Below are 24,264 nucleotides of genomic sequence, written 5' to 3'. Positions count from 1 at the left end.
CGCGTGGCGGGGGTTTGCCGTGGCGGGAATTGCGGTGGAGGATTCCGGTAGAGGGCCGCCGCCCGCACCCGTGACAATGCGGGCATGACGGTCACGTTCACGCGGGAATTCATGCTGGAGCGGATGTTCGCGGGCGACGCGGCGTTCGACGGGCTGTTCTACACGGGCGTGACGAGTACCGGGATCTACTGCCTGCCGTCCTGCCGGGCGCGCAAGCCGCTGGCGGGGAACGTGGTGTTCCACCCGTGCGTGGCGTCGGCGCGGGCGGCGGGACTGCGGGCGTGTCGTCGCTGCCAGCCGGACGCGTTCCAGGCGGGCGTGCCGGTCGAGGAGGCGACCTTCACGGCGGCGCTGGCCCGCGTGGACGTGCCGGGCGTGGAGTCCGTGCAGGCCCTGGCCCGCGCACTCAACCTGAGTGGCAGCGCGCTGCACCGCCTGTTCCGTGAGCAGTTCCAGTGCAGTCCGGCCGACTGGCTGACGCGGCGGCGGGTGGAACTGGCGGCCGCGCGCCTGCTGACCTCGGCGGATACGGCGGCGCAGGTGGCGTTCGCGGTGGGGTTCGGGAGCCTGTCGGCGTTCGGCGCGCAGTTCCGGCGGGTGATGCACCTGACCCCGCAGGCGTTGCGCGCGGCGGCCCGGGCAGGCACGCTGCGGCTGACGCTGCCGGCCGCGTACCCGCTGGAACTGGTGCGCCGCGACCTGGGCCGCGATCCGCTTGGCGTGACGGGACTGGTGGGGGAGGACGCGGTGTCCTTCGCGTGGACCCTGCCGGGTGGACCGCAGGTCGTGACCGTGCAGTTCGGTGGTCAGGACGCCACGGTGCGGCCATCCCGTCCGGAGGCCCTGAGTGGTCCGGACTGGCTGGCCCTGCACGCCTTGGCGGAGCGGGCGCTGGGGCTGCGCGGACTGTCGCGGCCTGTTCCGCTGGTGCCGGAGTTCTTCGACGGGCTGGTGTGGGCCGTGGTGGGCCAGCAGGTCACGTTTCAGCAGGCCTGCACGCTGCGGCGGCGACTGGTGGACCGCTGCGGCCTGCCCGCCGGGAATGGCCTGAGCGCGCCGCCCACCGCGCAGGCCGTGGCGGCCCTGACCCCCGCCGAACTGGGCAGCGTGGGCCTGACCGGCGCGCGGGCCGCGTTACTGCACCGACTGGCGGGGCGGGTGTCGCGCGGGGAACTGGACCTCGCGGCGCTGTCACGCGGCACGGTGGGAGCCGCGCGCCGCACCCTGCTGGCCGTGCCCGGTATCGGCCCGTGGACCGCCGAGTACGTGCTGCTGCGCGTGCTGGGTTTTCCGGACATCGTGCCCGACACGGACGCCGCCCTGGTCGCCGCGCTGCGCCGCGCGCACGGACTGCCCGCACGCCCGACGCCCGCCGAGGTGCAGCGCCTGCTTGAGCCCTTCGCCCCTCACCGCAGTCACGCGGTCCTGCGCCTGTGGCACGCCCTGCCGCCCACCCAAGACCCTCACGGAGACACCCCATGACCCAAGCCCGAACCCAGCCCCAGCACGCCCACCTCCTGCGCGCCCTGCACGAACGCGGCCTGATCCTGCCCTGCGCCTGGGACGCCGTCAGCGCCCGCGCGTTGCAGCAGGCGGGCAGTCCGGCCATCGGCACGAGCAGCGCCGCCGTGGCCTTCGCCCTGGGCTTCCCGGACGGGCAGGTCGCCCCGCGCGACATGCTGCTGGCCGCCCTGGAACGCCTCCTGAACGCCGTGACCGTGCCCGTCACCGCCGACCTGGAAGGCGGGTACGCCGACACGCCGCAGGGCGTGGCCGACACGGTCCGCGCTGCCCTGAGCCTGGGCGCGGCGGGCCTGAACCTCGAGGACGCCAGCGGGCAGCCCGACCGGCCCCTCCTGCCAGTGGACGAGCAGATGGACCGGCTGCGCGCCGCGCGTGCCGCCGCCGACGCGCTGGGCGTTCCCGCGTACCTGAACGCCCGCACCGACACGTACCTCAGCGGGTACGGCGACACCGACGCGAACAGACTGGACGAGACGGTCCGCCGGGGCCGCGCGTACCTGCGGGCCGGGGCGGACAGCGTGTTCGTGCCCGGCCTGACCGACCCCTCCACCCTCCGCACGCTGCGCGAACGCCTGGGCGGCCCGCTGGCCGTCATGCATGTCCCCGGCGGACCGGACGCCCACACCCTGCTGCGCGCCGGGGCCAGCCGCGTCAGCACCGGCCCCTCACTGTTCCTGGCGGCCGTGGGTCACGCTGCCGCCCTGAGCGCAGGCCTCCGCGAACAGGGCACCCTCGACCCGGCCGGCGCGTTGACCTTCGGGACGGTTCAGGGCTGGTTCAGCCGCTCACCCGCCTGAGCGCAGCAGGCGCGGATTCCACTGCTGCGGGCCGTCCTGTTGTTCCGGCCCGCAGGGCGATGTGGCGGCGCCGGGCACCGTCAGGGGCCACACGCTGGCGACGGCGCGTCCGGCGATGTCGGCGGTGCCGACCGGGCCGAACACGCGGCTGTCGAGGCTGCCGCCGGGACTGCGGTTGTCGCCCATCACGAAGTACGTCCCGGCCGGGACGGTGACGGGCGGCGTGTTCGCCAGGGGGCTGGTCGTGTCGAGGCACGCCCCGTTCCAGTACGCGGTGGTGCGGGGTTCGTTCAGCGGGCGGCCGTTCACGAGGACGGTGCCCGCCTGGACCTGCACGGTGTCGCCGGGCAGTCCGATCACCCGCTTGACGAGGTACGGACGGTACGCCCACGGGAGCGTGAGGCCCCGGTACGTGCGCGTCCATTCCTGCGTGGCGGTGCGGGGCGGTTTGAACACCACAGTGTCGCCCCGCGCGTAGGTGCCGGCGCCCAGGGTATGCGCCCAGCCTTCGATTTTCGGGACGAGCAGCGTCTCGCCGTGGCGCAGGCCGGGCAGCATGCTGACGCCGTCCACGCGCACGGCGGTCGCGCCGAACTGCGTCAGCAGCAGCGCGAAGGCCAGCGGGGACAGCCAGTCGCGCCACAGGCGCCCCAGACGGTTCCTGACAGAGGCGGTCACGGCTGCGCCTCCGTGGTCGCGGGAGTGGGCGTGGCTGGATGGTTGCCCTGGAGGGCGTACGCGGCCCCGCCGAGCAGTCCGGCGGCCAGCAGCCAGCGCAGCGCCAGTCCCAGCGTGTGCGTGCGGGCAAGGTGAAGGGCGGCGGGCAGGGCCGGTCCAGCCTCACTCAGGGCCGCGGTCCAGGCGTCGGTTTCGGTCAGGCCGCGCAGGCGGGCGTCGAGCATACTCTGGTGCAGGTTCCCGTGCAGTTCCGCCCGGACCCTGCGGGCGGCCGTGGGTGGCAGGAGCCGCGTCACGCGGCGCAGGTACGCCTGAACGGCGGGCGGGGTCACCAGAGGCTCCGCAGGGCCGCATCGAAGGCGCGGTAAGAATCACGTCTGCGGCGCAGTTCGGCGTGGCCCGCGTCGGTCAGGGTGTACGTGCGGACCGGGGGGCCACCACGGGCGGGGGTCGTCTCGGCGGCGCTCAGGAACCCGCCCTTCTCCAGGCGGTGCAGGGCCGGGTACAGGCTCCCGGCGTTCAGGGTGATGCTGCCCTCCGTGACGGCGCTGACGCGCTTGGCGATGTCCTGCCCGTACCCACCCTCGCGTTCCAGGACGCTCAGGAGGATCAGGTCCAGGTTGCCCTTGAACAGGTTCGTATCCACGGATATCAGTGTCTGATATCAGAATGTGAGGATGGTGGGCGGTACGTGGTCGGCTCGCGCTGTGCCGGGCCGTACGGTGTGCGGTGGCGTGGGCGGCGATGCTGACCGCATGACCGATGCCCTGCGCCTGCCCCCCGACCTGCTGGACGATCAGCTGCCCCGCGTGCTGGGCGAGGCCCTGACCGGCCTGTACACCGGCGAGCCGCGCCTCCCGGCCCGTGTGGGCGGCCGCACGGCGGGACTGGCGGCCCTGCACGCCTGGACGGGCGAGGGGTACGCGGGCCGGAACTTCCTGAGCGGGAACGTGTCGCGCCTGAGCATGTACCTGCGTCACGGCATGCTGGGCCTGCGCGAGGTGGCCGCGCACGCCCGCGCCGTCATGCGGGGCCGCGAGCGGGACGAGTTCCTGCGGCAGTTGACCTGGGCGGAATTCTACCGGCTGGTGCTGCGCCAGGAGGGCGCGCGGGTCCTGGGGAACCTGGAGGACCCCAAGTACCCGGCCCGCTGGACGGACACCCTGCCGGACGACGTGCGCGAGGCCCGCACCGGCCTGCCCTGCGCGGACGCATGGGTCACGCACCTCGTCCGGGACGGGTGGCTGCACAACCACGAGCGGCTGTGGTTCGCGGCGTACCTGGTGCACTGGCGCGGCGTGGACTGGCGGTCCGGGTACGCCCTGTTCCGCGAGCACCTGCTGGACGGGGATATTGCCAACAACGCCCTGTCGTGGCAGTGGGTGGCGAGCACCTTCAGCAACAAGCCGTACTTCATGAATCAGGAGAACATCGATCGGTACAGCGGCGGCCGGTGGTGCCGCACCTGCCGGGCCGAGTGTCCGTTCCGCGCCTCGTACGGGGAGCTGGAAACGCAGCTGTTCGGGACGCGGCCGTGACTGCCGCCCAGGCCCGCCGGGTCGTGTGGATTCACGGCGACAGCCTGTCCGTCACGGACCCCGCCCTGAGCGCCTGCCCGGACGCCCCGGCGCTGTTCGTGTTCGACCGTCCGTTCCTGCAGGCGGTCCCGGTCGCGTTTCCGCGTCTGGCGTTCATGTACCAGGGCGTGCGGGACCTCGCCGCGCACCGCCCCGGCCTCACCGAGATCCGCGTGGGGGCCGTGCCGGACGAACTCGCCGCCTTCGCCGCCGCGCACCACGCCGCCGAGCTGCACGTCACCCGCAACTTCACGCCGGACTTTGCGCGCATCGTGGACGGCCTGCGCGCCGCCCGCCCGGACCTGCGGATCATTATTCATGAACCGGAACGCCTGACCAGTTTCGACGGCCCCCTGCGGCGCTTCTTCGGGTTCTGGAAGAAGGTGGAACGCGAGGTCCTGCACGGCGAACCCGCCCCGGACTTCCCCCGGCGCGGCCACCGCTGAAGACACGGCGTTTATCCTGTAGATAAACCGCGCGGAGCAGAAGAAGGACGTTGGAGCGGAAATGGAGAGGTTCCGGCGCTTTCCCGGAATCTCGCAATGGTAGCTTCAACGGACCTAGCGCAGATGGCGGATGCCCTGCGGGCGCGGGTGGCAGCAGACTGCCCGGCGTGAAGATTCTGAACATCCCGGTGTCCCCGGGCCTGCTGGACACGTGGCGCGGCTGGCTGGCCCCGGCGCGGCAGCCGTTCTACCTGACGGACGCAGAGGCAGAGCGCCTGGCCCTGCCGACCCTGGCGCGCGCCTCGGTGACGCTGACTCCGGAGGAACGCAACACGTTCACGCTGTGGAATGTCGCGGCCGGGGCCGGGCGGGTGGCGTGGCTGACCCCGGCGGAGCTGGACGCCCTGGCTCCGGCGGCGCGCCGCGAGCTGTTGCGCGCGCAGGTGCGGCACGGGCGGGGCAACGTGCCACTGGGCGCCCGTTTCGCGGACCTGCGGCCCGGCCTGCCCACCGGGCGGTTCCTGTGGCGGCGCGAGGACCTGACCGGCGCGGTCCTGGCCCGCCTGATCGGCCGGGCGGGGCGGCCCTGTCGGCGGGAGGACGTGCCGGACGCCGTGTGGGACGCGGCCGCCCACACCCTCCCGGCCGCCCGGACGCTGGCGGGCACCTTCCCGTCAGGCAGCGCCGGCAACTGCTTCGGCACGGTGATGGGCGCGGCGGGCGTGCCGGACGCCGCCCGCACCTGGATGCAGCGCGAACCGTTCGAGGCGTTCCTGCGGGACCGGACGGTTCCCGGAGGTCAGGACACCCAGCCCGGCACGCTGCTGCTGTGGCGTTCGGGCAACGGACTGGCGCAGCACGCGGCCGTCACGCTGGGCGGCGGCTGGGCACTGCACAAACCCGCGCAGACGTGGTGGACACCCCGCACGGTCCTGAGCGTCCCGGAACTGAAAACCGCCACCCGCACGCGTGGGTGGCGGCTGGAACGCCGGACGCTGACCTGACGATCCTGGGCGTTATACGGATTCCGTTTGTTTCGCTGACAATCCGGAACTTCACCGGATTGTCAGCTCCACGTCCGGAACCCGTTTCTCTCCTACTCGCATTCGCTCGGATTGAAGGGGCTGCAAAGACCCTTCAATCGGAGTCCTTATTACTTGCCCTGCCGGGTCAGGCGCCAGAGGGTGACGCCGTTGTTGATCATCAGGGCGGCGCACAGGGCGGTCATCAGCCACTCCTGCCGGGAGGCGAACACGATGGTCAGGATGCCCCAGCCGCACACCAGCGCCACGACCAGCCAGATGCGCCAAGCGGGCGCGTTCACTGTTTGAACCTCATGCGCTCAGGGTAGCGGGTGGGGTGGGGGCCGCGCGTCCCGCCGCCCCCGGACGGTTACTTTCCCAGGCTGCTGGACAGCGCACTCTTCAGGGCGGCCTCGGCGTTCAGGGTGCCGGCGCCGCAGCTGTGGGCGGGCTGCGGGTCGCAGCGGCCGCCGGGGAAGGGCGCGGCGGTGGAGGTCAGCAGGCGGCGCAGCGAGGCGGGCGTCAGGTTGGGCCGCACGGTCAGCAGCAGGCTGGCGACACCCGTCACGTGCGGCGCGGCGAGGCTGGTGCCGTGCGGGTCCCGCAGGCCGCCGGCCCCGCTGACGCTGCTGACCGGCACGCCCGCCCCCGGTTCCCCGCCGGGCGCGGCGAGGGCCACGCTGCGGCCCCAGTTGGCGTACTCGGGCCGCGCACCCCCGGCATCCACGCTGGTGACGGTCAAGACGCTGCGGCACCCGGCGGGCGAGTACCCGCCCGCGTCCGCGCCGTCGTTCGCGGCCCCCGCGATCACCAGCGCGCCGCGCGCGGTCACGGCGTCCACGGCGGCCTGCACGCGCGGGTCGCAGCCGGTCAGCGGAATGAAATCCGCGAACAGGCTGAGGTTCAGCAGCCGCGCCGGGTTCGGGTTGACGGGAACGCCCGGCACGGGCAGTCCCGCCGCCCACTTCAGGCCGTCCACGAGGTCCGGCACGCTGATCTGCCCGTCCGTACCCGCCACGCGAACGTGTACGACGCGCACGCGGGGGTTCAGGCCTGCCATGCCGCGCCCGTCGTGCGCCGCGCCGATGATGTTCGCCACGACCTCGCCGTGGTACGCGTACGGGCCGACGCCGCTGCCGTCGGCGTCCCGGCCGTCACCGTCGCCGGCGCGGGCGGGATCGCTCACGAAATCGAAGCCGTTCACGGCGCGGCCCGCAAGTTCCGGGCTGTTCACGAAACCCGTGTCGAGCACCGCGACCGTCACGGGCCGCGCCGGGGCGATCAGCACGCCGGGCAGCGCCCAGGCCTGCGCGGCGCGCACGACCGGCAGCGTCCACTGCCGCGCGAACAGCGGGTCGGTGGGCACCCGGCCCGACGGACTGGCCGGAGCCGCCGGATTGCTGGGGGCCGGGGCAGTGATCAGCGGCGGCGCGGGCCGGGGCGTGGGCGTGCCGACCGGCAGAATTTCCGGCAGCGTGTCTGGCGGCAGCGCCGGAATGCTCAGGCCCGAGGCGGGCAGGCTGCCCAGCAGCAGCGTGAGACCCAGGCGGGTCAGGGCGGACGGAACGGCGCGCATCCGCCCAGTGTCGGTCGCGCGCCTGACTCGCAGCTGAGCGCCGCTTGGGGATACCATCACCCTATGCCACACCCCCGCACGCCCCAGGCGGCGTCATGACGGCCCCCACCCCCCCGTGGAACACGGCCCGCCCGGTCGTGGTCCTGACCGGCGCGTCCAGCGGCATTGGTCTGGCCACCGCCACGGAACTTGCCGCGCTGGGGTACGCCCTGGTGCTCGCGGCGCGCCGGGCGGACGGCCTGCACGCCCTGGCCCGCCGCCTCGACCCGTCCGGGCACCGCGTGATCGCCGTCCCGACCGACGTGACCAGCCCCGATTCGCGCCGCGCGCTGATCGCCGCCGCGCACGCGCACTTCGGGCGGGTGGACATCCTGATCAACAACGCGGGCGTCACCATCGAACGCGGCTGGTGGTGGGACGACCTGGACCCGCTGCGGGTCCTGCGTGTGAACCTCGACGCGCCCATCGAACTGACCCGGCTGGTCCTGCCCGAGATGCGCGGGCGGGGCAGCGGCCACATCGTGAACATCGGTTCCGTGGCCGGGCAGGCCGCCACGAACGGCCTGTACTCCGCCAGCAAGTACGGCATCCGGGGGTTCAGTCACGGCCTGCGCCGCGAACTGCTCGGCAGCGGCGTGAACGTCAGCCTCGTCTCGCCGGGCTTCGTGAAGAGCGAGATGACCGCCAGCGCCCGCCTCCCCATGCCCGGCCCCGAGGTCGTGGCCCGCGCTGTGGCGGGCGTGCTGCTGCGCCCCCGCCGCGAGGTCATCGTGCCGCGCGTGTACCACCTGTTCGCGTGGCTCGACCGTCGCCTCCCGTCCCTGGCCGACCGGGTGGTGCGCAGACTGATCCTGCGCCGCTACGACCACACCGGCCAGAAGGGAGTGGTCAGCAGGGACTAGATGGGCTTGATCTGGGCGGCCAGCTCGCGCGCACGCTCCTGACCATCCGCCATCCGCCATCCGCCATCCGCCATCCGCCATCCGCCATCCGCCATCCGCGACCGCCCCCTGCCATGAAGGCGCCCCTCACGCCGGGTCAAGTGAACTTCACGGGGCGATCATGCGGCTGGCAGGTGGGCGGGGCAGCCTGGGGGCATGAGTGACCAGGATGCCCGTCAGAGCCAGCCGCAGTTCGAGAAGCAGGACCCCCGCGCGCAGTACCCGGCCCCGCCGTTCCCGCGTCAGCCGCAGGAGGCGCCAGGGCTCGCGTCGGCCATGCAGCCCCTGCCGGATCACGGCGAGGACAGTTACGTGGGCCTGGGCCGCCTGAAGGGCCGCCGGGCGCTGATCACGGGCGCGGATTCCGGGATCGGGCGGGCCGTGGCCATCGCTTTTGCCCGCGAGGGTGCGGACGTCGCCCTGAACTACCTGCCGGACGAGGAGCAGGACGCGCGTGAGGTCGTGGCGCTGATCGAGGCGGCGGGCCGCCGGGCCGTGGCGTTGCCGGGCGACATCACCGACGAGGCGTTCAGCCGTGAGCTGGTCACGCGCGCCGTGAAGGAACTGGGTGGGCTGGACATCCTGGTGAACAACGCCGGGAAGCAGGTGACTCAGCCCAGCCTGTCGGACATCACGACCGAGCAGCTGGACCTGACGTTCCGCACGAACGTGTACGCCATGTTCTGGATCACCCAGGAGGCCCTGAAGCACCTGGGCGCCGGGGCGAGCATCATCAACACGACCAGCATCCAGGCGTACCGCCCCAGCCCGAACCTGCTGGACTACGCCAGCACCAAGGCGGCCATCGTGGCGTTCACGCAGGCGCTCGCGCAGCAGCTGGGCGAGAAGGGCATCCGCGTGAACGCGGTGGCGCCCGGCCCGTTCTGGACGCCCCTGCAACCCAGTGGCGGGCAGCCGCAGGAGAAGGTCATGCAGTTCGGGAAGGACACCCCGCTGGGCCGCCCCGGTCAGCCGGCCGAACTGGCCGCCATGTACGTGTTCCTGGCGTCGCAGGAAAGCAGTTACACGAGCGGCAGCACGCTCGGCGCGACCGGAGGCATGGTCCTGTTCTGAACGCCACGCATCACCCCGCGTTTCTTCATGCTCCCGCCCCGTGCTGTCCGGGCGGGAGCGGTCTGTTCTGGCGTGTGGCACGCGTTTTCGTGATTCGATAGGCAGAGGGGCGGCCTCTCATGACCGACCGACCGGGCCAGAGCCACTTGCCGCAGGGAACGCGGCGCCCGCTACACTGGGCGGGTGAATCCAGTAACGACTGCGTTCAAGACCGTGCAGCCCATGCTGGAAAGGGCGCTGCTGGCCGCCGATCAGGCGTTCGCCGCTTTCGTGCAGCCCCGTCGCGCCCGCGGCAAGCTGCTGCTGCAACCCTACGTCGGGTGGGGTACGCCCGCCCAGGTGGAACTGACCGGGCGGGTGCTGCTGCCCCGCACCATGCAACCCGCCCGCAAGGGCGACCGCCGCCTGCGCAACGCGCAGAACGTCCTGCGCCGCCTGCTGTCGCGCGAGGTGGGCGGCGTGCGGGTCACGGGCACCCTGGACGGCCAGCAGGTCAGCGCCGTCAGTGACGCCGACGGATACTTCACGCTGATCTTCACGCCGCAGGTGCCGCTGCCCGGCGGGTGGCATCAGGCGGCCCTGACCCTGGACGGCCGGGACGTGACCGCCACCGCCCGCGTGCAGGTCGTCGCGGACGCCCGCTTCGGCATCATCAGCGACCTGGACGACACCGTCATCCAGTCCGACGTGACCAGCCTGCCGCGCATGCTCGCCACCGTCCTGACCGGCAACGCCCGCACCCGCCTGCCGTTCCCCGGTGTGGGCGCCCTGTACCGCGCCCTGACCCGTGACGGCGAGGCCCGCAACCCGATCTTCTACGTGTCCAGCAGCCCCTGGAATTTCTTCGATCTGCTGTGGCAGTTCCTGGATTACCGCCGCATCCCGCTGGGGCCGATGTTCCTGCGCAACTGGGGCGTGGACCTGCTCGGCGGGCACGGCGGGTACAAGCACGGCGTGATCGAACGGATCTTCACGCGCTTCCCGGACCTGACGTTCGTGCTGGTTGGCGACAGCGGCGAGAAAGACCCCGAAATCTACGCCGAGATCGTGCGCCGCCATCCGGGCCGGGTGCTGGCCGTGTACATCCGCGACGTGACCGAGGGCACGCGCGACAGCGGCGTCCTGAAACTCCGCGAGGAAGTCCGCAAGACCGGCGCGGACCTCGTGCTGGCCGCCGACAGCCTGAACGCCGCCAGCCACGCCATGGCCATGGGCCTGATCACGCCCGGCGAGTACCGCAGCGTCCTGACCAGTGTCGCCCGCACCTACGAAACCTGAAGCGGGAATTGGGGAGTAGGGAGTGGGAACAGATGAGAGAGGCGGCCCCGCACACTGGGGCCGCCTCTCTCATCTGTTCTGACTGCTCTGTCCTGAAGGGGGTTACTGACGGGGGCAGCGGTACAGTTTGACGCTGCGGGCCAGCAGGTGGGTTTCCTCGCCGGCGGCCGGGGTCTCGGTGGCGTGATCGTCGCCGGTGTCCAGCAGCAGTTCCCAGTGCTGGCAGCCGGCGAGTTCCGGCAGCGTGAACGGCAGGTCCACGTGCGAGGCGTTCAGCAGCAGTAGCAGGTGGTCGTCCAGCAGCGGCTGGCCGTGGCTGTCCACGTCGTCCAGGCCGTTGCCGTCCAGGAAGATGCCCATGCTCTGCGTCTGGGGATTGCTCCAGTCCTCGTCACTCATCTCGGCGCCGTCGAAGCGCAGCCAGACGATGTCGCGCACGTCCTCGCCGCGGATGGTGCGGCCGCTGAAGAACTTGCGGCGGTGCAGGGCCGGGTGTTCCTTGCGCAGCCGGATGACCTTCTTGGTGAAGGCCAGCAGGTCCTCGTCGAGGTTCGCCCAGTCGTACCAGCTGATCTCGTTGTCCTGGCAGTAGGCGTTGTTGTTACCGCCCTGCGTGCGGCCGATCTCGTCGCCGCCCAGCAGCATCGGGGTTCCCTGCCCGAGCAGCAGGGTCGCCAGGAAGTTCCGCTGCTGGCGGGCACGCAGCGCGTTGATCTCGGCGTCCTCGGTCTCGCCTTCCACGCCGCAGTTCCAGGTGATGTTGTGGTTGTGGCCGTCGTTGCCGCCTTCCTGGTTGGCGTCGTTGTGCTTCTGCTCGTACGTGACGGTGTCGCGCAGCGTGAAGCCGTCGTGGGCGGTCACGAAGTTGATGCTGGCGTACGGTTTGCGGCCGTCGTTCTGGTACAGGTCACTGCTGCCGGTCAGGCGGTACCCGATCTCGGAGGCCAGTCCGCCGTCGCCCTTCCAGAAGGCGCGCATGTCGTCGCGGTAGATGCCGTTCCACTCGGCCCAGTTGACCGGGAAGTTCCCGACCTGATAGCCGCCCTCGCCCACGTCCCACGGCTCGGCGATCAGCTTGACCTGACTGATGACCGGGTCCTGGTGGATGATCGTGAAGAAGCCGGACAGCTGATCGACCTCGTGCAGGCCGCGCGCCAGGGTGCTGGCCAGGTCGAAGCGGAAGCCGTCGACGTGCATCTCGGTCACCCAGTAGCGCAGGCTGTCCATGATCAGTTGCAGCGTCTGCGGGTGGCGGACGTTCAGGCTGTTGCCGGTGCCGGTGTAATCGAAGTAGAAGCGGGGGTCCTCGGCGACCAGCCGGTAGTACGTGGGGTTGTCGATGCCCTTGAAGGACATGGTCGGCCCCATGTGGTTGCCTTCCGCGGTGTGGTTGTACACCACGTCCAGGATGACCTCGATGCCGGACTCGTGCAGCGCCCTGACCATGTGCTTGAACTCGTCCACGGCTCCGGCCGGGTTGCCCCGGCGCGCCTCGGCGCTGTAGCGCACGTCGGGCGCGAAGAACGACAGGGTGCTGTAGCCCCAGTAGTTGGTCAGGCCCTTGTCGAGCAGGAACGGGTCGTCCACGTGCTGGTGCACGGGCATCAGTTCGATGCTGGTGATGCCCAGTTCCCGCAGGTAGAACAGGATGGGTTCGCAGGCGATCCCGGCGTACGTGCCGCGCAGTTCGTCGGGCACGTCCGGGTGCGTCATGGTGAGGCCCTTGACGTGCGCCTCGTAGATCACGGCCTGATGGAACGGAATCTCGGGGCGGCGGCTGTCTCCCCAGTCGAAGTTGGAGTCCACGACGATACCCAGGGGCGCGCCGCGCTGCTCCTCTTCCTGCATGACGGTGTCCTCGCCGCCCGGCACGTAACCGAACACGCCCTCGTCGAAGCGTTCCGTGCCGTCCAGCGCCTTGGCGTAGGGATCGAGCAGCACCACGTTCGGGTTGAAGCGCAGGCCGCGCTCCGGGGCGTACTCGCCGTGCACGCGGTACCCGTAGCGTTGCCCCGGCTTCACGGCGGGCAGGTAGCCGTGCCACACGAAGGCGGTCTGTTCGCGCAGGGGCACGCGGGTCTCGGCGCCGTGTTCGTCGAACAGGCACAGTTCCACGCCGCTGGCGTTCTCGGAGTACAGGGCGAAGTTGGTGCCCTTGCCGTCCCAGGTGGCGCCCAGGGGGTAGGGGCGGCCGGGTCGGAGAATGGGTGGGGTAGTCATCAGGCTGCGCTCTCCTTTCGTGGCGGGGGAGGCGCGTCGGCGCCGCCCGTAACGTGGAAACGGTACCAGACCACCCGGCGCGTACCACAGCCACGGGCACAAACCCAAGCGAAGCACAAGATCCCTCTCATGCGGCTCACGGTGCCCGGAACCGCTCCCAGAGGCCATTTCTCACGCGCGGGAGCCCCCGGACGATTCCCGGAGGCCCCAGCATGAGTGGCAGTTCAGCGAGCGGTCAACCCCCGTCGGCTCACAGCAGCCTGCGCAGAGGCAGAGGAGAGCGAAGCAGGGTGACGTTCCCACAGGGCGGAACCGAAAACCGCCTCATGGATTCCGTCAGTTTCGCCCTCTATCCGGAACATCACCGGGTGGCCAACTCCACGCCCGCAGGCCGTTTCGCTCCCGCTCTGCGGAGCAGTTCTGCAAGTCGTACGCGCCCGGCCTGAAGGGTTTGAAAAGACCCTTCAGGCCGGGGCTGTCTCAGAACTCCAGGCGGCCGCGCGGGCCACTCAGGCGCGCCAGTTTCTCGGGCGTCCACAGTTCGTACGCGTACATGGGGTACTGCCGCTTGAAGCGTCCCACCCGGTCCCAGACCTCACGGGACTCGAAGGGAATCACCAGGATCAGGCGGATCACGCTGTCCTCGGCGTCGTAGATGTAGAAATCGAAGTGGAAGGACTGCTCGCTGCCCCGGTCCGTGAACAGCGGGAACGCGAACGGCCGGTAGCGCCACGCCCTCTTCTTCTCGGTCAGGATCTTCGCCGCGACCCGTTTGAGGTTGCTGTCCGGGAAGGTCAGCGTGTCGCCGTCCCGGTCCCGGAAGGCCGTGTCGGGCGCCGGCGCGTCCAGCTGCACGCGCTTGAGTTCCGGCAGTGCCTTCTTGCCGGGCTTGGGCGGGCTGCGCCGGGCCGGGCCGCCCGACGTGAAGCGGCGTTCCACCGCGCCGCGACCCTCGCTGCGGCCCTCCTCGCTGCGGGCGCTGCCCTCGCCCGGCTTGCGGCGGGCGGGGTTCTCGCTGCCGCGACCACCGGCCGCGCCGCTGCGGCCGCCACCCGCTGCGGCGCGGGAGCTGCCGGGCCGGGCGCCGCCGGGACGCGCGTCACTGCCGCGTCCGGGGCGGGTGTCCTTGCGGGCCCCGTCCCGGCCGGGCGCGTCGCCGCCCTCGCGCGTGGCGCGGGCCGGTTTGATGGTGTCGCGCGTGATGCCACCGCGACCCTGAGCTGTATTGCGTTGTGGGGCTCGGCCCCGTGAACCTTTCTTTGGCCCCGTCATCCCTTCAGTCTAGAGCATCCGGGGAAGGCTCCCGCCACGGCCGCACGGAGCAAGCACACGGTCACTTCGCGAGGCTGCGGATCAGGTCGAGGTTCACGAAGCGGTTCAGGTCCGGCACGTCCCGCGCGAAGCCGGCCTCGCGGTTCAGCTGGGCGTACTCGGCCAGGGTCTTGAGGTTGATGTCCCAGGTGACCTTCGTGCGGGACAGCGCCTTGAACAGCTCGGCGGTGTTGGGGCGCTTGCCGGTGAAGACGTAGATCTGTTCCGCGACCGACTTCTGCGTGCCGGCGCTGCTGCCCTTGATGAAGTCGATGGCCGCCAGGTGCCCGCGCAGCAGGCCGCGCAGGCTGTCGGGGTTCGCGGCGGCGTAGCGCGTGTTCACGGTCAGGACGGTGGTGGTGTAGTTCCCGCCGGCCCAGATGGCCTTCTCGTTGGCGATCAGGCGGGCGCCCTGCGTTTCCATGATCGCGCCCCAGGGTTCCTGCACGAGCGCGGCGTCCACCTGTTTGGCGGCGAACAGGGCGGGCATGTTGGCCGGGTCGACCGGCACGATGGTGACGTTGCCGCCCTCGTCGGTGGCTTTCAGGCCGTTCTCGTGCAGCAGGTGGCGCAGGCTGATGTCCTGCGTGCTGCCGCGCGTGGGCACCGCGACCTTCTTCCCGGCCAGTCCCTTCACGTTGCGCACGCCGCTGTCCTTGCGGGCGACCAGGACCGCTCCGGCGTTCGCGGCGCCCGCGTACACCTGGATGGGCACGCCGCGCATGAAGGCGTTCATGGCGGGCCCCGGGCCGACGTAGGCGGCGTCAATGGCGCCGGCGGCGAAGGCCTCGTTGATCTGGCTGCCGTTCGCGAATTCACGTACGACCAGTTTCACGCCGGCCGGGAGGTTCTTCTGAATCAGGCCGCGCTGCACGCCGACCAGTCCGGCGGCGTGCGTGACGTTCGGGAACACGCCCAGGCGCAGTTCCTTGGCCTGCTGCGCGCTGGCGCTGGCGATCAGGGAGAGGGTCAGGAGGGGGAGGAGGGCACGCTTCATGCGGCGCAGCATAGCAGACCAGTTGAGTAAACTTGTAATCTGTTTGACGGAAGCTGCCGACAACGAACGAGCGCCCCCCCACAGGGAAGGCGCCCGGACTCCAGCAGGGTTCCGGTCAGTACTGACGACCGAAGATCACGCGCTTGCCGTACGCGGCGGGGCGGCCGGTGTGGACGCACACGCCCTCCTCGGCCTCGTTGAAGAACTCCGCGTCGTCCAGGGGGACATTGCGGGCGGTGGCCTTGGTGTCCTCCTTGATCTGCCGTTCGCTCTCGGGGTCGCCACAGTGGAAGGCACGCACCCACTTGCCCGCCTCGATGGCCGCCTTGAACTCCTCGTAGGTGTCCACCGTGACGGTGTGCTCCAGCATGAAGCTCGTAGCGCGTTCCAGCAGCCAGTCGTGAATGCCGTCCAGGCGGGCGGCCATGCCGCTCACAGCTTCGGCGCGGGGCAGGGTTTCCTTCTCGTCGCCGTTGCGGTTCTTCACGACGACCACGCCGCTCTCCAGGTCGCGGGGGCCCAGCTCGATTCGCACGGGTACACCCTTGAGTTCCCAGTCGTTGTACTTGAAGCCGTTCGTCACGCCGTCGCGTTTGTCGACCTTGACCTTCAGGCCCTGGGCGCGCAGTTCGGCGGCCAGTTTCTCGCCTTCCTCGACCATCTGGTCGAAGTTGTCCTTGCGGCCCACGGGAATCACGACCACCTGAATGGGCGCGATGCGGGGCGGCATGATCAGCCCGAAATCGTCACCGTGCGTCATGATGATCGCCCCGATGATGCGGCTCGAAATGGCCCAGGAGGTCGTGTGCGCCAGTTCTTCCTTCTGCTCGCGCGTCTGGAACTTCACGTCGAACGCCCGGCTGAAGTTCTGGCCCAGGTAGTGACTGGTGCCGCTCTGGAGGGCCTTGCCGTCGCGCATCATGCCCTCGATGGAGTACGTGGCGACCGCCCCGGCAAAGCGTTCGCTGGCGGTCTTCTCGCCGCGCACCACCGGCAGGGCCAGCACGTCGCGGCAGAACTCGTGGTAGATGTCCAGCATCTGCCGCACCTCGGCCCGCGCCTCGGTCTCGTCGGCGTGCGCGGTGTGCCCCTCGTGCCAGTAGAACTCGCTGGTCCGCAGGAACGCCTTGGTGCGCAGCTCCGCGCGGAACACGCTGCCCCACTGGTAGTGCAGGAACGGCAGGTCACGGTAGGAGTTCAGCCAGCCGCTCCACATGTGCCCGATGATCGTCTCGCTGGTGGGGCGCATCACGTACGGCTCGGCCAGTTCCTCGGTGCCGATCTTGTTCACCGTGAACAGCTCCGGCGCGAAGCCCTCCACATGATCCGCTTCCTTGGTAATAAAGCCCATGGGGATCAGCGTGGGGAAGATCAGCGACTCGTGCCCCGTCGCCTTGAACCGGTCGTCCAGCCAGCGCTGGATGTTCTCCCACAGCGCGCTGCCGTACGGGCGCACGACCATCGCGCCCGCCACGGGGCTGTTGTCGGCCAGGTCGGCCTTCTTCACGACCTCGTTGTACCAGTCGTTGAAATCCGTGCTCTGGGGCGTCACGCCGTACTGCTGCGCCTTCTTGTCCTGTTTGCCGCCGTCCTTAGTCATCGCCCCGCATGATACCGGGCCGGGGCAGAGGCCCGCGTCAGCCATCCGCGCACGCCGCCCCTGCGCCGCTCTGCCTATGTCGGATCGGTGTGGGCAGGGGAGACTGGGAAATATGAGCCCCGATCCCGTTTTCTTCTACCAGACGGCACATCCGTTTTCGAACTTTCACCCCAGCGTGTTCACCGAGGATGGCGTGGCGTACCACTGCGCCGAGCAGTACCTGATGGCCCGCAAGGCCGCCCTGTTCGGGGACGAGGCGACCCGCAGGGCGATTCTGGCGGCCCGCACGCCCGGCGAGTGCAAGGCGCTGGGCCGCCGCGTGAGCCCCTACGACGATGCCCGCTGGGCGCAGGAGCGGTTCGGGGTGGCGCTGGACATGCTGCGTCTGAAGTTCGGACAGAACGCGCTGCTACGGGCGGCGCTGCTGGCGACCGGCGAGGCAGAGCTGGTGGAGGCTGCCCCGAACGACCGGATCTGGGGTGTGGGTTTCAGCGAGCAGGACGCCCCCGGCGCGCGGCAGGCCTGGGGGGAGAACCTGCTGGGACGCGCCCTCATGAGTGTGCGCACGGAGTTGGGTGGCGCGGCGCTTCATGACGGCCCGCTCAAGTTCCGGTAACGTCTGCCTGAACCTGATGGTCATCTGACGGCCATGTTCACGGCCCAGACTGCCCGCATGACGAAGATGAATGCCGGAGAGATCAGCGACCGTATCGCCCAGAACCTCAAGGCCCGCCTGGAGCAGAGCGGCGAGCATCTTCAGGTGAAGGACGTGAACGGCGAGCACGTGGGAACCGTGGATCACCTGGACGGCGAGCGCGTGAAACTCACGAAGAACGACAGCGCGGACGGGCAGCATCATTACGTGGATCTGGCGCAGGTGGAGAGCGTGGACGACGTGGCGGTGTACCTGAACGTGGAGCGCAGCGTCATCGCGTGACCCTGTCCTGAACCCCCTGTGGGCGGCGTGGCGAGCAGGTCACGCCGCCCTGTCCGTTGGCGCTGTCCCCGTTGCCCGCCCGGGTCGGCTGGTCAAGGTTCAGGTGCGCTGAAGTCTTGCTCAGGGAGCCTGAAGGCCCCGCTCAGGAGGGGGCGGCGGGCCGGGCCTAGGGTGGAACGGTTCGACGTCGTACGACCTACCGGCATACGACCCAGCGTCATACGGCGCACGCCCCCCTATTAACGGAGGTTCCATCATGCCCACCATTCAGACCAAGCACACCCTGGCCCCGCAGACCGAGCTGTACTACGAGACGTACGGCGAGGGCCGTCCCGTCGTCCTGATTCATGGCTGGCCACTGTCGGGCCGCATGTGGGAAGGGCAGATCGACGCGCTGCGTCACGCCGGCTATCAGGTGATCTCGTATGACCGCCGTGGCTTCGGCCAGAGCGGCAAGACGGCCACCGGGTACACCTACGACGTGTTCGCCAGCGACCTGAAAGACCTGATCGAGGCGCTGAGCCTGAACGACGTGACGGTCGTGGGCTTCAGCATGGGCGGCGGGGAAGTCAGCCGTTACGCCGGGCTGTTCGGCACGCAGTACCTGCGCAGTGCCGCGCTGATCTCCTCGGTCGCGCCATACCTGCTCAAGACCGAAGACAACCCGGACGGCGGCATGGCGGAGGCCGACGTGGAAGGCATGGTGGGGCAGGTGGCCGCCAACCGCCCGCAGTTCCTGGCGGGCTTTACCAAGAAGTTCCTGAACTGGGACGAGAACGGCGCGAAGCTGGGCGACGAGTTTCTTGATTTTACGGCCAGCCTGTACTTCCAGGCGTCCCCCGTGGCGACCCAGGAGTGCGTGCGTGCGTTCGCCATGACCGACTTCCGCGCGGACCTCGCGAAACTGACGGTGCCGCTGCTGGTCGTGCACGGTGACGCGGATCAGATCGTGCCGCTGGAGGCGAGCGGTCAGCGCGTGCCGCAGTACCAGCCGAATGCAGAGCTGCACGTGATGAAGGGCGCGCCGCACGGCCTGAATGCCACGCACGCCGAGGAGTTCAACCGGTTGCTGCTGGACTTCGTGGCCCGCTGAGCGAGGGCGTCAGCCTTCCGCTGACGGAGGACGAGGGGCCGGTCGGGACTGTTTCTGACCGGCCCCTTTTGCTGCGCTGATCTGCGGCCGCACGATGCGGAAGGAGGGGTGGCCGGGACCGGAGCTGGGCCAGCCCCGGCATATTGGAAACAGTTCCAAAAATGTTTATGCTGTCAGGGTATGCCGCAACCCGACCCCTTCCGGACGCTGCTGGCCGGTCAACTTCGTCAGGCCTTCGACGATGACCGCGACGCGGACACCTTCCTGCTGCGCCTCGACCGCTACGGCCCGGAACTGAAGGCCAGCCTGCAGGCCACCTACGGCGACGCCGCCCCCGCGCTGATGGACCGCCTGCTGGAACTCATGCTGCACGCCTACCACGCCCGACCCGCCGACCTGAAACGGCTGGACGAGACCCGCCTGCTGCGCCCCGACTGGCTACAGGACCCCAGCATGCTCGGGTACGTGGCGTACACCGACCGCTTTGCCGGGACCCTGAAAGGTGTGCGCGAACACCTGGATTACCTGCAGGACCTGGGCGTCACGTACCTGCACCTGATGCCGCTGCTGCAACCCCGCCCCGGCGAGAACGACGGCGGGTACGCCGTGGCCGACTACCGCGCCGTGCGCAGCGACCTGGGCAGCATGGACGACCTGTCCGCCCTGGCCGCCGACCTGCGCCCGCGCGGCGTGAGCCTGGTGCTGGACCTCGTGCTGAACCACGTGGCGCAGGAGCACGAGTGGGCCCGCAAGGCCCGCGCCGGGGACGCCACGTACCGCGAGTACTTCCATGTCTTCCCGGACCGCACCGTTCCCGACGCCTACGAACGCACCCTGCCCGAGGTGTTCCCGGACTTCGCGCCCGGCAACTTCACCTGGAACGAGGAGGCCGGCGGGTGGGTCTGGACGACCTTCAACACCTACCAGTGGGACCTGAACTGGAGTAACCCCAGCGTGCTGGCCGAGTTCGTGGACATCATCCTGCACCTCGCCAACCGGGGCGTGGAGGTCTTCCGCCTGGACGCCATCGCGTTCATGTGGAAACGCCTGGGCACCGACTGTCAGAACCAGCCGGAAGTGCATCACATCACCCAGGCACTGCGCGCCTGCGCCCGCATCGTCGCGCCTGCCGTGGCCTTCAAGGCCGAGGCCATCGTCGCGCCCGCCGACCTGATCCACTACCTCGGGACCGGTGAGCACCACGGGCGGGTCAGTGACATGGCGTACCACAACTCGCTGATGGTGCAACTCTGGAGCAGCCTTGCCAGCCGCGACGCCCGCCTGTTCGCCGGGGCGCTCCAGGCCTTCCCGCCCAAACCCACCAGCACCACCTGGGGCATGTACGTCCGCTGCCACGACGACATCGGCTGGGCCATCAGCGACGCCGACGCCAGCCGCGCCGGACTGGACGGCGCCGCCCACCGGCACTTCCTGAGCGACTTCTACAGCGGCGAGCACCCCGGCACCTTCGCGCGCGGCATGGTCTTCCAGTTCAACCCGCAGACCGGCGACCGCCGCATCAGCGGCACGGCCGCCAGCCTCGCCGGCCTGGAAGCCGCGCTGGACGCCGCCGACCCCCGCCGCACCGACGACGCCGTCCGGAGACTGCTGCTGCTGCACGCCGTCACCCTGGCCTTCGGCGGCGTACCGCTGCTGTACATGGGCGACGAACTGGCGCTCCTGAACGACTACTCATTCGCTGCCGTGCCCGAACACGCCGCCGACAACCGCTGGCTGCACCGCCCCCGCATGGACTGGGAGCGCGCCGCCGACGCCCAGGCCAACCCCGGCACCCCGCACGGTCGCGTGAACGCCGGACTGCGCCGCCTGATCAGCGTCCGCCAGGGCCTGCCGCACCTGCACGCCAGTGTCGAGAGCCGCCCCGTCCCCAGCCCGGACCCCTGCGTGCTGCTGCTGCGCCGCGACCACCCGCAGGGGGTCATGCTGGCCGCGTACAACTTCAGCGAACACACCATCAACTTCCCCGCCTGGGCGCTGCGCGACCACCTGGGCGACCACGCCCGCGACCACATCGCCGCCACCGCCTTCAACCTGGGCGGCGGCACCGTCACGCTCGAACCGTACCGCGCGCTGTGGCTCACGCAGAGCTGAACAGAGGGCAACACGGCGGAGCGTGAAGGCTTCATGGGCCCCCGCCCACCAACGGCCCGGCCGGGCAGGCAGGATGAAAGCGGCGCGACCCCGCGCCCGGAGGTCCGCCCATGACCCGAAAGCGCCCCATCAGGATTCCTACCGAGACACTCCTGGACGCCGCCCGCAGCGCCGCCGAACGCCTCACGCACCTGAGCCGCGACCCGCAGGTCCGCCGCGACGCCGCTCAGGTCGCGCAGGCGGTCGGCAGACTCCTGACGTCTATCCGGCAGGCGGGGAAACCCCCACCGCGCCGCTGAACTCCTGCGGCTGACGGCGCACCCCGGAACTGCACCCGCCGCTCCCCGCCCTGTCCGGGGGGCCGCGCTCAGGTGCGGTCTTCTTCTGCACCCGCCTGCGCTACGCTGCGCGGCATCCCACTGCTGTACCGGAGGTTCCCATGACGCGACTTCAGACCGCTGCCCGTTCCGTGCCCACCGTTCCTGCCGGGGTCATGGCCGCCTGATCCGGACTCTGACTCTGCCCAGATTCATGGCCCGGAGTCCCGGCGCGTCCCACTGACCCGGCTCCTGCCCCGAGGTCACTTCATGTCCACTGCTTTTACCCTTCAGGCGGCCACGCCCGACACGCTGGCCGACATTCACGCCCTGCACCCCGACCCGGCCGAGGCGGCCCGCCGGTTGAGCGTCACACAGGAGCGCGTGCGGGCCGGTCAACTCGACCCGGCGCGGTTCCTGCTGCTGCGCACTGACGGTGCCGTGCAGGGCGTGTGCTTCGTCGGGCCGAACGCCCGCGTGCCCCTGTTTCCCACCTACCGCGCGGACACGCCCGCCGACGCCCTGACTGCGTTCCTGCGTGAACTGCGCCGCCGCGTCTCGGATACCCCCGACCGGCAACTGCTGCTGGACGACACGCTGGTCACGCCGCGCCCAGCGGAGGCGGTGCAGGCCGGCTGGGTGCCCGACTCGCAGCATGTGATCTACCGCACGGACCTGCGCGGCCGGCCCCACGCGCCCGACCCGGACGTGACGGCCGTCAGTCCGGACGATCCCGGCGTGCACGAGGCCCTGCGGGAGCTGGGCCGCCCGGACTGGGAGGCCGCCGAGGGCTGGACCCTGCACGCCCTGCGCCGGGAGGGTCAGGTGCTGGCCCTCGGCGCGACCGGCCCCGGCGGCCGCCCCGGCGAGGCGGGCCTCGACCTGATCGGCGTGCGGCCCGCGCACCGTGGGTGCGGGTACGGCGCGCGGCTGCACGCACACCTGCTGGGCGTGGCCGCGCAGACCTTCGCCTCGCACACGGGCGGCACCGACGCTGGCAACCACGCCATGCGCCGCACCTTTGAACGCAGCGGCAGCGTGCTGCTCAGCACCCAGCAGTACTACCGGCAGCACTGAGCGGCCTGCTCTTCCCCTTGACCCGCCTGCGCGCGCTCGCGTATAGTTCTCTCTTGGTCAAGTGGGGCAGGGCGACCAACGGCTTCCAGCGAGAAGCGGCCCGAACCCCAGACAGAAGCGCCCGCCAGCGGGACTGCGACTGGACTACGTAAGGAGGGCACCATGCCCAAGATGAAGACTCTGAAAAGCGCCTCGCGCCGGATCAAGATCACCGGCACCGGCAAGGTCATGGCATTCAAGAGTGGCAAGCGCCACCAGAACACCAAGAAGAGCGGAAACACCATCCGCGGCAAGGGCAAGGGCTTCGTGCTCGCCCAGAGCGAATGGGCCCGCATGAAGAAGATGCTGCCCTACGGAGGTAAATAATGCCTCGCGTCAAGACCGGCACCGTCCGCCGCCGCCGTCACAAGAAGGTCCTGAAGCGCGCCAAGGGCTTCTGGGGCAGCCGCAGCAAGCAGTACCGCAACGCGTTCCAGACCCTGCTGAACGCCGCGACCTACGAGTACCGCGATCGCCGCAACAAGAAGCGTGACTTCCGTCGCCTGTGGATCCAGCGTATCAACGCCGGCGCCCGCCTGCACGGCATGAACTACTCCACCTTCATCGGTGGCCTGAAGCGCGCGAACATCGACCTGAACCGCAAGGTCCTGGCCGACATCGCCGCCCGTGAGCCCGAGGCCTTCAAGGCCCTGGTCGAAGCGGCCAAGAACAGCAAGTAAAACGGCTGACACGAACGCCGCCGCCCTTCCGGAAACGGGGGCGGCGGTATTCGTATCAGCTGGGGAAGGCGCAAAGAGGCCGGGGAGTGATTACCCCGGCCTTGTGCCTGTATGGCGTTGCCCGGCCTTACGGCTCGAAGGTGTCCTGGAAGGCGTAGCGGTCGCCGCGCACCCAGTAGTTGACGTAGCTGGCGCGTTTCTGGCCGCTGTAGGTGGTGCGGCGCAGCAGGAACGCGGCGGTGCCGATGGGGACGCGCAGCAGTTCGGCTTCCTCCTGGCGGAGGTTGACGGCCTCGAGGTTCTGTTCCACCCGTTGCAGGGGAACGCCCATGCTGATCATGGTTTCGTGGATGCTCTCGGCGGCGAGGTTATGGTCGAGCAGCTGCGGGGCGAGGGCCGCGTTGATGTAGCGTTTCTCGATGACCAGGGCCTCGTCGCCGGCGTTGCGCAGGCGGTGGATGAAGATGACGGGGTCGCCGGGCTGGATCTGCAGCACGATGGCGATCTCGGGCGTGGCCTCGATCTGCATGGCGCGCAGGACGGTGGTGCGGTGGTCGGGGTGGCGGGCCCATTCCTTGAAGGGGCGGACGCGGAACATGCCCTGCCGGAAGCGTTTGCCGGTGGGGAAGGTGCCGGCGCCCTGCACGCGGTAGACGTAACCTTCGCGTTCCAGTTCGTCGATGGCGCGGCGGGCGGTCATGCGGGACACTTCGAATTCGCGGGCCAGCTGCGGTTCGCTGGGCAGGGGGAGTCCCTCGGCGTAGTGGCCGCCGAGCAGGCGGTCTTTCAGGGTGGTCTTGATAAGCGGGTACTTCGCCATGCATCCCTCCGGGTGTCCGCTGGCGGGCGGAGCCAGGCTCATCTTAAGGTTAGTGTCAGAAGTACACAAGGTTGTCTAGCTGTCACGCGGGGCGGTACAACGCTCGTTAGGCAGCCTGTCACGCGCTATGCCCGATCCCTGAACCTGG

Annotated in this window: 26 protein-coding genes; 16 read left to right on the top strand and 10 right to left on the bottom strand. The window is 70.1% G+C overall.

The annotated features are described in order from the left end of the window. Positions 1 to 84: 84 nt before the first annotated feature. Together BXU09_RS04365 and BXU09_RS04360 are read left to right on the top strand one after the other, a co-directional pair. Positions 85 to 1,482, top strand: coding sequence for an Ada metal-binding domain-containing protein (locus tag BXU09_RS04365; RefSeq protein ID WP_078300813.1), 1,398 nt, complete (start codon positions 85 to 87; stop codon positions 1,480 to 1,482). Continuing rightward, on the top strand, positions 1,479 to 2,321 hold the full coding sequence (locus BXU09_RS04360) for an isocitrate lyase/phosphoenolpyruvate mutase family protein (protein WP_078300812.1): 843 nt from the start codon (positions 1,479 to 1,481) through the stop codon (positions 2,319 to 2,321). Before BXU09_RS04365 ends, BXU09_RS04360 begins: the two co-directional genes overlap by 4 nt. Here the strand turns inward: BXU09_RS04360 and lepB are convergent. From lepB to BXU09_RS04345, 3 genes are read right to left on the bottom strand one after another with little or no spacing between them, the layout of a single operon-like run. Further along, positions 2,310 to 2,999: a signal peptidase I gene (gene lepB, locus BXU09_RS04355; protein WP_240501016.1), complete on the bottom strand. Its 690-nt coding sequence runs from the start codon at positions 2,997 to 2,999 to the stop codon at positions 2,310 to 2,312. The two genes, BXU09_RS04360 and lepB, sit on opposite strands and share 12 nt — an antisense overlap. After that, positions 2,996 to 3,331, bottom strand: coding sequence for a hypothetical protein (locus BXU09_RS04350; protein ID WP_078300810.1), 336 nt, complete (start codon positions 3,329 to 3,331; stop codon positions 2,996 to 2,998). Before BXU09_RS04350 ends, lepB begins: the two co-directional genes overlap by 4 nt. Next, entirely contained in the window at positions 3,328 to 3,645 is a 318-nt protein-coding gene (locus BXU09_RS04345) for a PadR family transcriptional regulator (RefSeq protein WP_078300809.1), read from the bottom strand. Before BXU09_RS04345 ends, BXU09_RS04350 begins: the two co-directional genes overlap by 4 nt. 109 nt (positions 3,646 to 3,754) lie before the next feature. On the opposite strand from BXU09_RS04345, the gene BXU09_RS04340 reads away from it, so the two are divergent. The 3 genes from BXU09_RS04340 (at position 3,755) to BXU09_RS04330 (ending at position 6,026) form a co-directional block, all read left to right on the top strand. Continuing rightward, positions 3,755 to 4,537, top strand: a complete 783-nt coding sequence (locus BXU09_RS04340) for an FAD-binding domain-containing protein (RefSeq protein WP_078300807.1) — start codon at positions 3,755 to 3,757, stop codon at positions 4,535 to 4,537. After that, positions 4,534 to 5,022 (top strand): hypothetical protein, encoded by a 489-nt coding sequence (locus tag BXU09_RS04335; RefSeq protein ID WP_078300806.1) that lies wholly within the window; start codon positions 4,534 to 4,536, stop codon positions 5,020 to 5,022. Before BXU09_RS04340 ends, BXU09_RS04335 begins: the two co-directional genes overlap by 4 nt. A 167-nt stretch (positions 5,023 to 5,189) precedes the next feature. Beyond that, positions 5,190 to 6,026, top strand: a complete 837-nt coding sequence (locus BXU09_RS04330) for a hypothetical protein (protein WP_078300804.1) — start codon at positions 5,190 to 5,192, stop codon at positions 6,024 to 6,026. Between the two features lie 149 nt (positions 6,027 to 6,175). Here BXU09_RS04330 and BXU09_RS20880 read toward each other — a convergent pair whose 3' ends face one another. Continuing rightward, positions 6,176 to 6,346 (bottom strand): hypothetical protein, encoded by a 171-nt coding sequence (locus BXU09_RS20880; protein WP_168174554.1) that lies wholly within the window; start codon positions 6,344 to 6,346, stop codon positions 6,176 to 6,178. A 68-nt stretch (positions 6,347 to 6,414) separates the two neighbouring features. Next, positions 6,415 to 7,620: a S8 family serine peptidase gene (locus BXU09_RS04325; protein ID WP_078300803.1), complete on the bottom strand. Its 1,206-nt coding sequence runs from the start codon at positions 7,618 to 7,620 to the stop codon at positions 6,415 to 6,417. A gap of 95 nt (positions 7,621 to 7,715) precedes the next feature. Here BXU09_RS04325 and BXU09_RS04320 point away from each other — a divergent pair, with 95 nt between their 5' ends. The 3 genes from BXU09_RS04320 (at position 7,716) to BXU09_RS04310 (ending at position 10,913) form a co-directional block, all read left to right on the top strand. After that, positions 7,716 to 8,522, top strand: coding sequence for an SDR family NAD(P)-dependent oxidoreductase (locus tag BXU09_RS04320; protein ID WP_078300801.1), 807 nt, complete (start codon positions 7,716 to 7,718; stop codon positions 8,520 to 8,522). Between the two features lie 195 nt (positions 8,523 to 8,717). Next, positions 8,718 to 9,635 carry an SDR family oxidoreductase gene (locus BXU09_RS04315; RefSeq protein WP_078300800.1) on the top strand — a complete coding sequence of 306 codons (918 nt, stop codon included), beginning with the start codon at positions 8,718 to 8,720 and terminating at the stop codon, positions 9,633 to 9,635. Between the two features lie 183 nt (positions 9,636 to 9,818). Continuing rightward, positions 9,819 to 10,913, top strand: coding sequence for an App1 family protein (locus BXU09_RS04310; RefSeq protein WP_240501014.1), 1,095 nt, complete (start codon positions 9,819 to 9,821; stop codon positions 10,911 to 10,913). 102 nt (positions 10,914 to 11,015) lie between these two features. On the opposite strand, the gene glgX is transcribed toward BXU09_RS04310, so the two are convergent. The 4 genes from glgX to proS all read right to left on the bottom strand — a co-directional run bounded on the left by glgX (position 11,016) and on the right by proS (position 17,041). Further along, positions 11,016 to 13,133, bottom strand: a complete 2,118-nt coding sequence (glgX, locus tag BXU09_RS04305) for a glycogen debranching protein GlgX (RefSeq protein WP_078300797.1) — start codon at positions 13,131 to 13,133, stop codon at positions 11,016 to 11,018. Positions 13,134 to 13,613: 480 nt separating this feature from the next. Continuing rightward, positions 13,614 to 14,405, bottom strand: a complete 792-nt coding sequence (locus tag BXU09_RS04300) for a hypothetical protein (RefSeq protein WP_078300796.1) — start codon at positions 14,403 to 14,405, stop codon at positions 13,614 to 13,616. Between the two features lie 61 nt (positions 14,406 to 14,466). Next, a complete protein-coding gene (locus tag BXU09_RS04295; RefSeq protein ID WP_078304732.1) occupies positions 14,467 to 15,441 on the bottom strand; it encodes an ABC transporter substrate-binding protein in 975 nt (324 codons plus the stop codon). Between the two features lie 115 nt (positions 15,442 to 15,556). Next, a complete protein-coding gene (proS, locus tag BXU09_RS04290; RefSeq protein ID WP_078300794.1) occupies positions 15,557 to 17,041 on the bottom strand; it encodes a proline--tRNA ligase in 1,485 nt (494 codons plus the stop codon). A 112-nt stretch (positions 17,042 to 17,153) separates the two neighbouring features. Between proS and BXU09_RS04285 the strand changes: the two genes are divergently transcribed. The 8 genes from BXU09_RS04285 (at position 17,154) to rplT (ending at position 23,296) form a co-directional block, all read left to right on the top strand. Further along, the gene (locus BXU09_RS04285) at positions 17,154 to 17,657 is read left to right on the top strand and encodes an NADAR domain-containing protein (protein ID WP_144011969.1); all 504 of its coding nucleotides are present in this window, start codon (positions 17,154 to 17,156) and stop codon (positions 17,655 to 17,657) included. 57 nt (positions 17,658 to 17,714) lie between these two features. Then, positions 17,715 to 17,978, top strand: a complete 264-nt coding sequence (locus BXU09_RS04280) for a DUF2171 domain-containing protein (protein WP_078304731.1) — start codon at positions 17,715 to 17,717, stop codon at positions 17,976 to 17,978. Between the two features lie 256 nt (positions 17,979 to 18,234). Then, positions 18,235 to 19,071 (top strand): alpha/beta hydrolase, encoded by an 837-nt coding sequence (locus BXU09_RS04275; protein WP_078300791.1) that lies wholly within the window; start codon positions 18,235 to 18,237, stop codon positions 19,069 to 19,071. Positions 19,072 to 19,251: 180 nt separating this feature from the next. Continuing rightward, entirely contained in the window at positions 19,252 to 21,183 is a 1,932-nt protein-coding gene (locus BXU09_RS04270) for an alpha-amylase family protein (RefSeq protein WP_078300789.1), read from the top strand. A 110-nt stretch (positions 21,184 to 21,293) separates the two neighbouring features. Beyond that, complete coding sequence (locus tag BXU09_RS04265; RefSeq protein WP_078300788.1) at positions 21,294 to 21,482, top strand: hypothetical protein; 189 nt, start codon at positions 21,294 to 21,296, stop codon at positions 21,480 to 21,482. Between the two features lie 288 nt (positions 21,483 to 21,770). Further along, the gene (locus tag BXU09_RS04260) at positions 21,771 to 22,577 is read left to right on the top strand and encodes a GNAT family N-acetyltransferase (protein WP_078300786.1); all 807 of its coding nucleotides are present in this window, start codon (positions 21,771 to 21,773) and stop codon (positions 22,575 to 22,577) included. A gap of 162 nt (positions 22,578 to 22,739) precedes the next feature. After that, complete coding sequence (rpmI, locus tag BXU09_RS04255; protein WP_055362162.1) at positions 22,740 to 22,943, top strand: 50S ribosomal protein L35; 204 nt, start codon at positions 22,740 to 22,742, stop codon at positions 22,941 to 22,943. Further along, complete coding sequence (gene rplT / locus BXU09_RS04250) at positions 22,943 to 23,296, top strand: 50S ribosomal protein L20 (protein WP_055362163.1); 354 nt, start codon at positions 22,943 to 22,945, stop codon at positions 23,294 to 23,296. Before rpmI ends, rplT begins: the two co-directional genes overlap by 1 nt. A 127-nt stretch (positions 23,297 to 23,423) precedes the next feature. Here the strand turns inward: rplT and BXU09_RS04245 are convergent, their stop codons facing one another. Beyond that, positions 23,424 to 24,116, bottom strand: a complete 693-nt coding sequence (locus tag BXU09_RS04245; RefSeq protein WP_078300785.1) for a GntR family transcriptional regulator — start codon at positions 24,114 to 24,116, stop codon at positions 23,424 to 23,426. Positions 24,117 to 24,264: the final 148 nt, after the last annotated feature.

It is taken from the genome of Deinococcus sp. LM3 (assembly GCF_002017875.1).
Taxonomy (GTDB): domain Bacteria; phylum Deinococcota; class Deinococci; order Deinococcales; family Deinococcaceae; genus Deinococcus.
The sequence above is the reverse complement of the archived record's forward strand: the minus strand, read 5'-3'. Positions and strand labels throughout refer to the sequence as shown.